This is a genomic window from Achromobacter sp. UBA4530 (assembly GCF_002388205.1).
GTDB classification, from domain to species: Bacteria; Pseudomonadota; Gammaproteobacteria; order Burkholderiales; family Burkholderiaceae_B; genus Achromobacter; species Achromobacter animicus.
The window spans coordinates 15,875-28,566 of sequence record NZ_DGMA01000009.1; the positions used below are offsets into that span (position 1 = coordinate 15,875).

The 12,692-nt window shown below is 65.2% G+C and carries 12 protein-coding genes; 1 reads left to right on the forward strand and 11 read right to left on the reverse strand.

Translation table 11 applies throughout. The annotated features are described in order from the left end of the window. Positions 1-65 precede the first annotated feature (65 nt). The 10 genes from B2W22_RS09575 to B2W22_RS09620 all read right to left on the reverse strand — a co-directional run bounded on the left by B2W22_RS09575 (position 66) and on the right by B2W22_RS09620 (position 10,925). Positions 66-1,220, reverse strand: a complete 1,155-nt coding sequence (locus B2W22_RS09575) for an iron-containing alcohol dehydrogenase (RefSeq protein WP_175122600.1) — start codon at positions 1,218-1,220, stop codon at positions 66-68. Between the two features lie 4 nt (positions 1,221-1,224). Further along, entirely contained in the window at positions 1,225-1,833 is a 609-nt protein-coding gene (locus B2W22_RS09580) for an ANTAR domain-containing response regulator (protein WP_175122601.1), read from the reverse strand. Next, positions 1,830-2,969 (reverse strand): transporter substrate-binding domain-containing protein, encoded by a 1,140-nt coding sequence (locus tag B2W22_RS09585; protein WP_175122602.1) that lies wholly within the window; start codon positions 2,967-2,969, stop codon positions 1,830-1,832. The genes B2W22_RS09580 and B2W22_RS09585 overlap by 4 nt, the downstream gene beginning before the upstream one ends. After that, positions 2,966-4,477: an amidase gene (locus B2W22_RS09590; RefSeq protein WP_175122603.1), complete on the reverse strand. Its 1,512-nt coding sequence runs from the start codon at positions 4,475-4,477 to the stop codon at positions 2,966-2,968. The genes B2W22_RS09585 and B2W22_RS09590 overlap by 4 nt, the downstream gene beginning before the upstream one ends. 13 nt (positions 4,478-4,490) lie before the next feature. Beyond that, on the reverse strand, positions 4,491-5,195 hold the full coding sequence (locus B2W22_RS09595; RefSeq protein ID WP_175122604.1) for an ABC transporter ATP-binding protein: 705 nt from the start codon (positions 5,193-5,195) through the stop codon (positions 4,491-4,493). Further along, on the reverse strand, positions 5,179-5,913 hold the full coding sequence (locus B2W22_RS09600) for an ATP-binding cassette domain-containing protein (protein ID WP_175122605.1): 735 nt from the start codon (positions 5,911-5,913) through the stop codon (positions 5,179-5,181). The genes B2W22_RS09595 and B2W22_RS09600 overlap by 17 nt, the downstream gene beginning before the upstream one ends. Further along, a complete protein-coding gene (locus tag B2W22_RS09605) occupies positions 5,910-6,902 on the reverse strand; it encodes an ABC transporter permease subunit (protein WP_175122606.1) in 993 nt (330 codons plus the stop codon). The genes B2W22_RS09600 and B2W22_RS09605 overlap by 4 nt, the downstream gene beginning before the upstream one ends. Continuing rightward, a complete protein-coding gene (locus B2W22_RS09610; RefSeq protein WP_175122607.1) occupies positions 6,902-7,771 on the reverse strand; it encodes an ABC transporter permease subunit in 870 nt (289 codons plus the stop codon). The genes B2W22_RS09605 and B2W22_RS09610 overlap by 1 nt, the downstream gene beginning before the upstream one ends. Before the next feature lie 7 nt (positions 7,772-7,778). Further along, positions 7,779-9,020 (reverse strand): ABC transporter substrate-binding protein, encoded by a 1,242-nt coding sequence (locus tag B2W22_RS09615; RefSeq protein ID WP_175122608.1) that lies wholly within the window; start codon positions 9,018-9,020, stop codon positions 7,779-7,781. Between the two features lie 354 nt (positions 9,021-9,374). Continuing rightward, a complete protein-coding gene (locus B2W22_RS09620; protein ID WP_286937373.1) occupies positions 9,375-10,925 on the reverse strand; it encodes a hypothetical protein in 1,551 nt (516 codons plus the stop codon). Between the two features lie 247 nt (positions 10,926-11,172). On the opposite strand from B2W22_RS09620, the gene B2W22_RS09625 reads away from it, so the two are divergent. Beyond that, positions 11,173-12,120 carry an alpha/beta hydrolase gene (locus B2W22_RS09625; protein WP_175184592.1) on the forward strand — a complete coding sequence of 316 codons (948 nt, stop codon included), beginning with the start codon at positions 11,173-11,175 and terminating at the stop codon, positions 12,118-12,120. Between the two features lie 90 nt (positions 12,121-12,210). On the opposite strand, the gene B2W22_RS09630 is transcribed toward B2W22_RS09625, so the two are convergent. Beyond that, on the reverse strand, positions 12,211-12,678 hold the full coding sequence (locus B2W22_RS09630; protein WP_175122611.1) for a YybH family protein: 468 nt from the start codon (positions 12,676-12,678) through the stop codon (positions 12,211-12,213). Positions 12,679-12,692: the final 14 nt, after the last annotated feature.

The following is a 12,692-nucleotide window of genomic DNA, read 5'->3' on the forward strand; positions in this document are numbered from 1 at the left end:
TCCGTGAGTCACAGCGTTGCGCGGATTTTCGCCAAGCGGGTTGCGGCCATCGCCGACATACCGGGTCAGTAGGCGGCACGGTAGATGTCGAGCGCCTGGGCCTTATCGATAGGCACCGGATTATTCATCAGCAGGCGCTGTTGCGCCATCGCGGCACTCGCCAGCGTGGGCAGGTCGGATTCCACGATGCCGACGGCGCGAAGACCCCGCGGCAGCTCGGCCTGGCGGATGAGGTCTTCCAGAAAGGAGATAAAGGTGGTCGCGCCGCGCGCGGCATCCGCGGCCGGCGGCAGGCCCACCGCTGTACCCAGTTCGGCGTATAGGGGCGCTGCGGCCAGCGCATTGAAACGCAGCACGGCGGGAAGGACCAACGCGTTCGACAGGCCGTGTGGCACATGGAATATGCCGCCGACCGGGTAGGCGAGCGCGTGCACGCCTCCGACGGGGGCGTTGGCGAATGCCTGGCCGGCCAGCATGGCGCCCAGCAGCATGTTGGAGCGCGCCTGCAGGTTGGCACCGTCGCGGCAAACCGTAATTAGGTTGGCAGTGAGCAGCTGCAACGCCAGGATGGCGAGGTGATCGGACAGCGGATTTTTCAGGCGTTTGCTGGTGTAGGCTTCGATGGCATGCACCATGGCGTCGACGCCTGTGGCGGCCGTGGCCGCCGGCGGCAAGCCGACCGTCAGTTCGGCGTCCAGAAAAGCCGCGTCGGCATAGAGCTGCGGCGCGACCACGCCGCTCTTGGTGGTGGCGCCGGTGGTCACGATCGAGATGGGCGTGACCTCCGAGCCCGTGCCGGCCGTGGTCGGCACCTGAATCAGCGGCAATCGCTGGCCTTGCACCTGGTTGACGCCATACATGGCATGCAGCGGCTGATCGCTATTGCACAACAAGGCCACCAGCTTGGCCACGTCCATGGACGAACCGCCGCCAAAACCGATGACCACATCCGCGTCGAACGCGCGGGCGCGTTCGGCTGCTGCTTGGACCACGGCTTCGGGCGGGTCGGCGACCACGTCGTCGATAACCAACGTCTGCCAGCCGCTGGCCGCCAGACTGGTCAGCGCCGGTTGCAGCGCGCCGCTGCGATTGAGAAAGTTGTCGGAGACCAACACCGCACGTGCGCCCGCATGGCGCTCGCGCAGCAGGGCGCCCAGGCGGCGAGCCAGGCCGGGTTCGACGAGAATGTGGGGGACGGTCTGGAAGGAGAAGGCGGACATGGGATCAGGAGAACTCGTTGATGATGGTTTGCGCTACGTCTTCCAGCGATGATCGCGTCGCCATGGCGCGGCTCTGGATACGACGGTGCGCTTCGTTTTCGGTAATGCCTTCACGCGCGATCAATAGCGTCTTGGCCGTGGCAACCTTGCTGACGGCGGCATAACGCCCTTCGAGTTTGCGCATATGGGCCATTGTGGCGGCCTGCTGGCGCCAGGCGGTGCGCGCCAGCAGTAGCTGGGTCAACAGGCCAAAGGGGCGGATCGGCCGTTCGATGACACCGGTGCAGCCGCTATGCAGAACCAGTTGCAGCGTGGCCGGATTCTCGTATTCGACGATGCCGACCAGCGGCGGGCTCAGCGCGTTCAGGCCGTCGGCCAGCTTCTGAATGGCTTCGCGATAGTCTTCTTCGATGGGTAGAACGACTACGTCGGCATCGGAGCAGAGCGTATCGGGCAGCGGCCATTGCTGGGTCGGCACACAGCCGATGCGCTTCAGATGCGACATCAACAGGCGAGATTCGGCGTCCTGCGGGTGCAGGACCAGCACGCGCAGGCCGTTGAGTTCGCGGAGCGCCGTGGTGCTGCGACCCGGCCGGTTCAGGTAGGCAGTCACGGCAGGGTCAGGGCCTGGGGATCCAGCGCATGGTCCACGAGGTACGGCACCGGCCGCACCGCGGCACGCGCGGCGTAGATAATCTGGAACTGCCGTTGGGCATCAATGCGGGCGATGCGCGGCCAGAGCGAAGTGTGTTGCGTGTCGCCGTCGATGGTGACGAGACCTTGGGGCGCCTGGAATTGGGCACCGTCCAGAGCCCTTACCAGATCGGGCACGGCAAGACCGCCCGCGCGGCGCGCGGCGTCGGCGACGAGATGGACCTGGGAATAGGCGGCTTCGGCGCCCGCCGTGATCGGGCTGTCTTCGCCGAAGCGCGCATGGTAGGCCTGGGCGAACCGGCGGCTGGGCGCGGTGTCCAGCGAAGCGAAGTACGGCGCGGCCGTGATGTGGCCTTCGGCCTGTTCGGCAGTGAGCGCCGCCACGTCGGTCTCGTTGGTGGCGAGGCTGACGATGGGCATGCGCGCCGGATCCAACTCCAGCTCGCGGTAGGCCCGATACAGCTTGACGATGTCCCGTCCGACCATGGTCGAGTAGATCGCGTCCGGACGCAACGCCACGGCGCGCTTGAGGACTTCGGCAAGGTGTTCCTGCGGTGCGTTCAGCGGCAGGTAGACCTCGTCGACCACTTCGCCGCCCGCCTGCTCGTATAGCTCGCGCATGATGCGATTCGACTCGCGCGGGTAGACGTACTGGCCGCCGATGAACAGGACCCGATTGCCAAAGTGACGGATCACGTAGCTGGCCAGCTGCACTGAGTTCTGATTGGGAACGGAGCCGCCATAGAAGCAATAGGGCGAATACTCGAATCCCTCGTAGAGCGTGGCGTAGAACAGCAGGGCGCGGCGGCTTTCCACGACCGGCAGCACGGCCTTGCGGGTGCTGGACATATGGGTGCCGAAGATCAGCGGCACGCGTTCGCGATCGCAGAGCCGTTCGGCGGCCTCGCGATAGTCGGCCGGCTGGGCGCCCACGCGGGCGCTGACTGGGACGAGCGGCGCGCCATCAATGCCGCCGGCGGCATTGACCTCGTCGATAGCCAGCAGCGTGGCGTTTTCCTGGGTGATCTCGGTCGCCGCTGTCAGGCTCTCGTGCGAGAACAGCAGGCCGACGCGATGGCCGGTGGTGGTCGTCACAGCGACGTCCAGTCGAGCGAGCGCTCGAAAGCATGGGCCGCACGATACAGCGTCGCTTCGTCGAAATGACGGCCCACCAGCATCATGCCGACCGCCAAGCCGTCTCGCAGGGCGCAGGGCACGGAAATGGCCGGATGGCCGGTGACGTCAAAGGGCGCGGTGTTGGCGTTCATTTCAAGGGCGCGGGTCACAAAGAGGTCCGGCGCCGCGCCGGCATCGATGAGGCGCGGTGCGCGCATGGGCACCGTCGGCATCAACAGCATGTCGACACGATCCAGAGCCTGATCATAGGCCTGGCGCAGGCGGCGCGCGAGGTTTTGCGCCTTGCCATAGTACTGGCCACCGTAGCGTGCGTAGAAGTATTCGCCGGCCAGGAGGCAGGTCTTGACGTCATGCGGGAAGTCGTCGGCATGATCTTGCCAGTGGCGTTGCGCCTGCATCAGGCCGGTGACATACAGGCCTTTCCAGTTGCTACCGTAGTTGAAACCCTTCATTTGTTGGGTCGTGCCTTCGACCGCGATGGGGGTCCAGATGGCATGGCCCTTGCGGTGTAGCGGCACCGACAGCTCGATCACTTCAGCCCCAAGCGCGGCCAGCTTGGCGGCGGCTTGGCGCACTGCATCGTCAACCACGGTTTCGCTGTTGTGCCACCCAAAGCCTTCGGGCACCACGCCGACGCGCAAGCCCTTGAGGGCGAGCCCCAACGCCTCGCAATACGACCCGCGCTCGGCCGGCAGGTTCTGCTGGCGCGGATCCAGCCCGTCGCTGCCGGCGATGGCGTCGAGCAGCAGGGCATTGTCGGCCACCGTTGCCGTCATGATGCCGGCGTGATCCAGCGTCATTTCGATCGGCATGATGCCGGTATAGGGAATGAGGCCATGTGTGGGCTTCATCCCATAGATGCCGGAGTAGGCGGCTGGAATACGCACCGAACCGCCCTGGTCCGTGCCGATGGCCATGTCGGCTTCGCCGGCGCCGACCAGCGCCGCCGCGCCGGACGACGATCCGCCCGCCGAATGCTCGGGCATGCGCGGGTTGCGCACCGGGCCGGTTGCATTGGTATGGCTGCTGCCCGATACGCAGAAATATTCGCAATGGGCTTTGCCGACGATGCGGCCGCCAGCGTCCAGAATGCGGGTGGCAACCGTGGCGTCCTGGTCGGGCACATAACCGCGCAAGGTAGCCGCGCCATTCATCATGGGCACGCCGGCCAGGCAGACATTGTCTTTGAGCACCACCCGCTTGCCGGCCAGCGGACCGCCGGGGCGGCCGTCGATCTCGGTACGCACATACCAGGCATTGAGCGGATTGTCCTCGGGCTGGACGCCCGGTGTGCGCGGATAGCGCACCACCGGCGGCTGATCGATCAGGGCATCCACCTGGTCGTACTCGGCGAAGGTGGCCTCCAGGATGCGTTCGTAGGCACGCAACGTGGCATCGTCCAGATTCAGGCCAATGCGACGCGCGGCCTGGTCCAGTGCTTCCAGAGTGGGACGGGGAAGGGACATCTCGGATTCCGGTTCAGGATTGCAGACCGCCGTAACGCCGGGCGATCTCTTGGGGAGTAGTGGTGGCGGTGGGAATGTCGGCGATCAGCTCGCCCTTTTCCAGCACCAGGATGCGGTCGGAAAGCGCGCACAGGAAATCGATGTCCTGTTCGACCAGCAGGATGGCGATGCCATGCGAGGCGCGCAGGGTCTGCAACGCCTCGACGATTTCGTCGCAGATCGAAGGCTGGATGCCTTCGGTGGGTTCGTCCAGCAGCATCAGCCTGGGTTCGCCGCACAGGCAGCGGGCCAGCGCCAGCAATTGCTGTTCGCCGCCCGACAGGCTGCCACCGGGACGATCAAGCAGACGTTGCAGACGCGGAAACACCTTCAGCACCGTGGCGATCATGGCTTCGGCGCCGCGCAGGTTTTTCACGCAACCCATGCGCAAATTTTCGGCGACGCTCAGTGCCGGGAAGATCTGCCTCCCCTGCGGCACGAACCCGAGGCCCTGGCGGGCGCGGGCATGCGGAGCAAGCGTGCCGATCTTTCGGTCGGCCAGCGTCAGGTCGCCGCCGGTAAGGGGCAGCTCGCCCATCAACGTGCGCAACAACGTTGTCTTGCCCATGCCGTTGCGGCCCAGAATGCCGGTGAATTCGCCGGCGGCCATGCCGAAGCTCACGCCATGCAACACCGGGATGCGGCCGTAGCCGGCTTTCAGGTCATGCGCCTGGAGCATGTTTTTCTCCTTGCTTGCCCAGATAGGCGGCACGCACTTCGGCATGCGCCATGATGTCGTCGAAGCTGCCTTCGGCCAGCACTTCGCCTTGGTTGAAGACGGTGATGCGGCCCGCGATCAGGCGGATGAAGGCCATGTCGTGCTCGACCACGACCACGGTGCTGTGGCGGTTGATGGCGGCTATCAGGTCGGCGGTCTTGCGTGTCTCTTGGTGCGTCATGCCGGCTGCCGGTTCATCCAGCAGCACCAGCTCGGGCCGCGACGCCAGGATCATGCCCAGTTCCACCCATTGGCGTTGGCCGTGAGCGAGCGCATTGACTGGCGTGCGGGCCAGCGCATCCAGGCCGATTTCGGCCAGCACTTGCGCCGCAATGGCGTCCGGCTCGCCGTCGGCGCGCCGCGCCGCGGCCAGCCGCAGGTTCTCGCGCACGTCCAGCCCTTCGAAGACGCTGGGCACCTGAGTCTTGATGCCGATGCCCAGGCGCGCCACCTCGTGCGTGGCCAGACCGCGCAGGGGTTGGCCCTTGAAGCGGATGTCGCCGCGGCTCGGCTGCAACTGGCCGGATAGCATCTTGAAGAAGGTGCTTTTGCCGGCGCCGTTCGGGCCGATCAGGCAGCGCACTTCGCCGCGCTCCAGTCGGAAATCGACATTTCGCACAGCGTGCACGCCGCCAAAACTCACACCCAGGGCCTGGGTTTCCAACAGCGGTGTGCTCATGCTTGCTCCTTGGCCGGGCGCACTGCGCGGCGGCAAGCGTCGAGCACCGTCGGGGCCAGGCCGCGCGGGATCAACAGAACGAAGAAAATCAGGATGAGGCCAAGAACCAGGCCGGTGTCCACGGTGTGCTGCGCACCCAGTTCCGTGACCATGGCTTGCAGCGCCACGCAGGCGATGATGGGGCCGATCAGCGTGCCGCGGCCCCCGACGATCACCCAAATGATGATTTGCGCCGACTGCGACAGACCGAACACGCCGGGGCTGACGAAGGCGCCCCAGTTGGCGTACAGCATGCCGGCCAGGCCGGCCAGCGCGCCGCCCAGCGTGAACGCGGCCAACTTGTACAGGCTGGCGTTGTAGCCCAGCAGCAGGGCGCGCTGTTCGTTTTCACGTACCGCGGCAACCACGCGACCAAAGCGCGAGGCCATGATTGCGCGCAGGCCAAAGTATGCCCCGATGAGGGTAAGGGCGGCCAGTGTGAACGTGCCTTCGGGCGAAAGGGGCTCTGTCGCGCCCGGGAGCGTCAGCGGCGGGATCGACGGAATGCCATTGAATCCGCCCAGCAGCGCTTCGCCGATGCGATAGCTGTCGCCTGAGGTCGAATTCATCAGGTTGAACAGGATCAAGGTCACGGCCAGCGTGATGACGCCAAGATAAACGTCGCTGATCTTGCCGTAGAACATGAAGTAGCCGAGCAGGGCGGCAAAAGCCGCCGGCACGGCGACGGCCAAGGCCATCGCGACCAGGTCCGGTCCGAAGTTGAAGGCGCCGATCGCCCAGGCATAAGCGCCCAGACCAAAGAAGGCGGCCTGCCCGAAACACAGGATGCCGCCGTGACCCCAGACAAAGGCCAGGCTCAGCGCAAGCAAGGCCATGACGAGGTAGACCGTCATGGACAAGAGGCTGAACATGTCGACGACGGTGGGCAACATGATCGCGGCCGCGACGGCCACCACGCCCAGCGCCAGAGAAATCACAGGTACACGCATCAGATCGCTCGCTTGAAAAATCGCCCGGTAATGCCTTGCGGCAAAAGACGGATCAGCACGATGGCGGCCAGCAGCAAGGCCACCTGGCCGTAAACCGGCGTGGCAAGAAATGTCACTCCTTGGCTGATGGCGCCGAAGAAGCCCGACGCGCTGACCGTGCCGGCGATGACGGCGCCCCCGCCGCTGATGACCGTGATGAAGGCCTTGGCGATGTAGGCCGCGCCGATGGTCGGGATGACGCCCGTGAGCGGGGCGAGCACGGCGCCGGCCAGACCGGACAAGGCGGCGCCCAGACCGAAGGTCATCTTGTAGACGCCATTGGGGTTCATGCCCAGCGCGTTGGCCATCGCGGCGTTCTGCATGCAGGCCCGGGCCCGCAGGCCGAAATCGGTAAAACGCAGCAGGCACCACAACGCGAGCATCACGCCGGCGGCCAGCGCGATCAGAAACAAGGTATACCCGCTGGCTTGGCGCGCGCCGATGGCAATGCCGCCCAGAGGCGACGAAATGCCGACGGTGGTGTTTCCGAAGACCATGGTGGCCAGCCCGATGACGGCAAGGGACAAGCCCCAGGTCGCGAGCATGGTGTCGATCATGCGGCCATACAGATGACGCACCAGCAGGTGTTCCACAAGCACGCCGAAGATGCCAACGATCAACGGCGCGAGCACCAGCATGGAGATCCAGATCGGCACGCCCCATTGATTGGTGGCAAGGATGGCGACATAGCCGCCCAACATCATGAATTCGCCGTGGGCGAGATTGATGATCTTCATCATCCCGAACACCACCGCCAACCCGACGCTCAACAGCGCCAGGATGGCGATCGCACCCAGGATATCGATGGCATAAATGGCAACGAGATCCATGGAACGCTCAGAACTTGATGGCGTATTGACGGTTGTCCGCCGGGTTCTTGATCAGGTCGCAGACCGCGGCGGTGTCGCCGGGCTTCTGCTGCGGGAAGCTCTCGATCAGATTGAGCTTGCGGTCACGGACTTCCGCGATGTGCACGTCCAGCGTGCAGTGGTGCGTGGCGGGGTCCAGCGACACGCGGCCGCTCGGCGCATCGATGGCGATGCCCGATTCCAGCGCTTCGATGACCTTGATGCGGTCGATCGAGCCGGCCTTGCGCACGCCTTCGGCCCACAGCATGAAGCCCTGATAAGCACCCATGGCCAGTTCGGTGATGTAGGGATAGTCGGCGCCGTAACGGGCATGGAAGCGCTTGACGAAGTCGGCGTTGGCGGCGCCAGGCAGCTCCTGCAGGTAGTTCTGGCAAACGAGGAAGCCGTTGCATTCTTCGGGCGACAGCACGATGTGTTCATTGCCACCGGCAAAGGTGGTCGAGGCGAGCGGGATTTTTCCTGTCATGCCGGTGGCCTTCCATTGGCGATAGAAGGACATGTGCGCGCCGCCCACCAGACCCGACCAGACGAAGTCCGGCGAGGCAGCCTGGATCTTGGAAATGGCAGCGCCGAAATCGGTCACGTCCAGCGGGAAGAATTCCGTGGCGACGGTCTGGCCGCCGACATCGGCTGCGTACTTGCGCACCCAGTTGGACACGATCTGGCCGTAGTTGTAGTCGGCCGCCACGATGTACACCTTCTTGCCCCATTGCTTGACGGCGTACGGTGCGAGCTTCTGCACTGTCTGCGCTGGCGTCACGCCGGCCGCGAAGTAATTGCGGTCGCAGACGCCGCCTTCATACTGATTGTTGTAGAAGTACAGCGTGCGATAGCGGTTGAGCACCGGCCGCACGACCTCACGCGAAGCCGAGGTAATACCGGCGTGGACCACGGCGGCCTTGTCGCGCAGCGCGGCCTGCTGCGCGAATTGCGCATAAAGTTGCATATTCGATTGCGCGTCGTAGGCGATGAAGTTGATCTGCTTGTCCAGCAGACCGCCCTTGGCGTTGATTTCCTCGGCCGCGAACCGCAGCGCGTCCATCACCGGCTTGCCGTAGATGTCCAGGCCTCCCGACAGATCGTAAATGGCGGCGACATTGATTTTCTCCTCGCCAGCCGCAAAGGCGCGCGAGCCGGTGAGTCCCATCAGGGTGGCGGAGGCGGCGGTGGCAGCGGTGGACGAGAGGAACTGACGGCGGTTCATGCTCATGTTGATGGCCCCTTGAGCGCTTGCGGCGCGTGCGGTCTGGCGCCCCGCGCGAAGTGCAGGGACGTGCAGAGGCCGACGCCGAAAGTCGCGTAGACGTGTGTAGGTGTGTGGGTATGCCGAGAACCCGGCAGGATGTCGACGCCGTTGTCGACGAGAAATACTGAGCGGCCTTGCTGGCAGTTGCGCCTTTGGAACTAACCGGACCGACCTTCAATGCTTGAAGGCAGGGCAAATTCTAGGGGAAGGGCAAGGGCCAGGCTAGCCCCGGGATTTCCCTAGGGCTGGCGCCGAGAACGCCCCGGGCCGCGTCACCACCCTCGACATTGGCGATACCGGCCCGCAATGTCGCTGTCCTTAAAAGTCCCGCACCTCATCCACCGCACGATCCAGCGCATCGCGATCCAGCACGGCCGCGTCTTCACCCGCGTCCTCGATGAGCTTGGCCTGGACGGCGTCCAGGATGCCCATCAGCGCCACGTAGATCTGATCGCGTTCCACCGTTTCGATGAAGCCGGTGCGCCGGTCGAGCGCGTTGAAGCCTTCGGTATATGTCCGAACGATCTCGGACAGAGCCGCCATCAGCGCTTGCGCATCCGCGGCGTGGGTCGCAGCGGCCTTCAGGGCGTCGGCGCGGGTCTTGCGGTACAACGCCGCGGCTTTCTTGGCCTGGGCGGCGGTGATGTGCTCGCTGCCGTCCCATTCGCGAAACGGATTGTCCAGGTTCGCGGCCAGCCATTCGGGCTTGCGGGGCTTGCTGACTTCCAGATCCAGACCCGCCGCTGCGGCTTTCTTGTAGTCCTTCTTGGCCTGCGCCAGGATCTCAGCGGGCATGCTCGTGAGCCAGAGCGATTGCAGCTTGGGCCAGGCGTCCGGCCCGGGCAGGCGCCTCTCGGCAGGCGGGAACACGTCGTTGATCAGGATCATCGCCAGCTCGCGCAGGGCCGCCAGATGCTCGATGCCGGTGGCCACGCCGGGGGCGCCCCACACATACAGCGAGTGCAGGTGCGGAAAGAGACGCGCGACCTCGGCGCAGTCCAGCGTCTTCATGCCGCGCAGCGAGATCGCGCCAAGGCGCGTCAATCCGGCGCCGGACCAGATGGCGTTTTCGCGTTCCAGCCGCAACCACATGCCGTCGTCTTCGGCGTGCACGACCAGGTCGGGATGCACCTCACCGCGCAGCGACAGCGTGTTCAGCCCGTCATTCAAATAGAGTTCGCGCACGCCGGTCACGTCAATCGCGACCCGCCCGAACGAGGTGCCGCGCAGGTCGACGACCGGCTCGCCGAAACTGGCGTATTCCAGTTCGCTGAGAATCGGCTTCGTGCGGGCCCATTCGATCAGCCCGGGCACGGGCGCATCCACGTGCAGCTTGATCAGCAAGGGCATGTCGTCGAACGTCGCGAGCGACGGCGCGGCGAGCAGCGCCGCGCTGTCCAGGCCGCGCATGGCGCGCGTGATCGTGCGGCCCGGTTGCTCCAGCACTACGGTGTTATCGGGCGTATCCGCGTGGGCGGCCGCTTTGAATCGCGCACGGACGCCGGCGTCGATCGCGTTCCAGCGGCGCTGGTTGTAGAGCATGTCGCCACTGGACCAGCCGCCTGAATACGAGCGTGACTCCTCGGTCACGAGCGGATCGCGCCAGCCCACGTGCTTGGCATGCGCGGGCACCGGCCCGCTGATCCACGTATGGTCCACGCGGTCGCGCCAGAAGTAGAAATCGAAGTGCGCCGGCCGCATCGCGGCGATGTCGGCGTCGCCGGGCAACGCGCTGCCCACCCAGTCCAGGCTCAGCACCGCGATCTCGGCGTCCGCGCCGTCACCCTTCACGTGCGTGATCTGCGAGGCGGTGTAGGCCTGCAGGCGGCGGTTGAACGTGACGTAGATATCGCCGGGCGTGTAAGACATGCAGGGGGCTTCCGATAGGCATTCAAAGAATGCGCAGTATACGGTTGCGATCTGTCCCCGTGGATCGCGCACCTTGGCCCCTGTCGCGCAGGTGCCGCCATCGCAGGCTCGGGGGAACACCTGCCTTTCGCCGCAGGTTAAAAGCATATGTCTGAATCGTATTTGGACGCCTGAGGCCGGGGTGTCCATACTGAGCGGTTTTGGCCGCCGCCGTCGGCCAGCCTTCCTTCATTGCATCGGACGCATCATGAGCACCCTGTCACCCGAAGTACAAGCCGCCCAGGCCTTGGGCCGTGAAGCCGGTGTCGGCACCCCCAACGTGCTGACCACCCCGCTGGATCAAGTGCGCCGGCAGGCGCGCGGTTATCAGATCTGGTTGGCTGGGGACGTGCCCGAGGTCGGGCGGGTGGTGGAGCATCGGCTGGATCATCTGACGGTGCCGGCGACGTTGCGGCTTTACTATCCCGCGGGCTCGGAGGGCAAGGCGCTGCCGCTGTATCTGCATCTGCACGGCGGCGGGTTCGCGCACGGGGATCTGGAAACATTGGATCGCTGGAAACGCGAGATTGCCAATGAGGCCGGCATCGTGACGGGCGGGTTGGAGTATGCGCTGGCGCCCGAAGCACGATACCCGGTGGCGGTGGAGCAGGTGTTGGGGGCGGTGCGCTGGCTGCATGGCAATGCGGCATCGCTGGGCCTGGATGCCGGACGCTTGAGTCTGGGCGGAGAGTCCGCTGGCGGCAATCTGACGCTGGCGGCGGCGCAACGGCTGCGGGATGCGGGCGAGCCGCTGTTGCGCGGGATTGCGCTGATCTACGGCATGCTGTCGGCGCGCCGTGATACGCCTGCGCAGCAGGAACTGGGCGATGGCCGCTTTGGGTTGTCGACCGACAAGCTGGATTGGTTCTGGCGCCAGTATGTGGCCGATGAAGCGCAATTGCAGGACCCTGGCGTTGCGCCGCTCTTGGGCAGCGTGCAGGGTCTGCCTCCTGCCATTCTGCAAGCCGCCGAACTCGATCCCTTGCTGGACGACACCAAGGACCTGGCGCAGGCGTTGCGCGAGGCGGGCGCGCAGCCGTGGCAGAAAATCTACCCCGGCGTGCCGCATAGCTTCATCAGCATGACCCGCATCCTGCCTCAAGCGCAGGAGGCCCGTTCGGATCTGGTGCGGCAGTTGCGTCTGTTGCTGGCCTGAGCGCCTTGGTTGACCGATCCTGATGCCACGACCACGGCGTCGCGGCATCAGGCCGGTGAGGGCGGCATCTGAATCGGGGCGAGGTCCCGCTTAACTCCGAACCGGCTTGTTCCCGTGAGACACGCTGGGTGTATCGCGGAACAGCGACATGTGCGTGTGCGTCGCCACCCACGGATCGCCGACATTCTCGCGCGCGAACGACACGGTGGCGCGGCCCAGGCGGTCGAAGGTCTTGCCGTCCGGGTGATAGCCGATCGAGTCCCACACCGCCGCACCGACGGCAAACAGGCGGTCCGGCGACACAAAGGTCTGCACGTCGTCCAGACGCCACAGGAACTTGTCGATGCTGAACCACACGTTGCGCCACTGGTTTTTCTCGGCATGATCGCGGCCATGCACGAAGTTGGTGTACGTGCCGAACGCGACAAAGTCTTCCGCGAACAAATGGCGCGCCGCCGCGTAATCCACGGCCTGGACATGGTCGGACAGTTCCTTGAACCAGGCGCGCACCGCGTCGGCGTCAGCCGGATCGACAGGGGTCAGAGCTTTAACAGACATGGTTTCTCCATGAA

Bases quoted from the DNA above. Each gene is read 5' to 3' on its own strand.
- B2W22_RS09630 (WP_175122611.1), bottom strand. From the start codon at position 12,678: ATGTCTGTTAAAGCTCTGACCCCTGTCGATCCGGCTGACGCCGACGCG.
- B2W22_RS09575 (WP_175122600.1), bottom strand. From the start codon at position 1,220: ATGTCCGCCTTCTCCTTCCAGACCGTCCCCCACATTCTCGTCGAACCC.
- B2W22_RS09610 (WP_175122607.1), bottom strand. From the start codon at position 7,771: ATGGATCTCGTTGCCATTTATGCCATCGATATCCTGGGTGCGATCGCC.
- B2W22_RS09625 (WP_175184592.1), top strand. From the start codon at position 11,173: ATGAGCACCCTGTCACCCGAAGTACAAGCCGCCCAGGCCTTGGGCCGT.
- B2W22_RS09590 (WP_175122603.1), bottom strand. From the start codon at position 4,477: ATGTCCCTTCCCCGTCCCACTCTGGAAGCACTGGACCAGGCCGCGCGT.
- B2W22_RS09605 (WP_175122606.1), bottom strand. From the start codon at position 6,902: ATGCGTGTACCTGTGATTTCTCTGGCGCTGGGCGTGGTGGCCGTCGCG.
- B2W22_RS09620 (WP_286937373.1), bottom strand. From the start codon at position 10,925: ATGTCTTACACGCCCGGCGATATCTACGTCACGTTCAACCGCCGCCTG.
- B2W22_RS09595 (WP_175122604.1), bottom strand. From the start codon at position 5,195: ATGCTCCAGGCGCATGACCTGAAAGCCGGCTACGGCCGCATCCCGGTG.
- B2W22_RS09600 (WP_175122605.1), bottom strand. From the start codon at position 5,913: ATGAGCACACCGCTGTTGGAAACCCAGGCCCTGGGTGTGAGTTTTGGC.
- B2W22_RS09615 (WP_175122608.1), bottom strand. From the start codon at position 9,020: ATGAGCATGAACCGCCGTCAGTTCCTCTCGTCCACCGCTGCCACCGCC.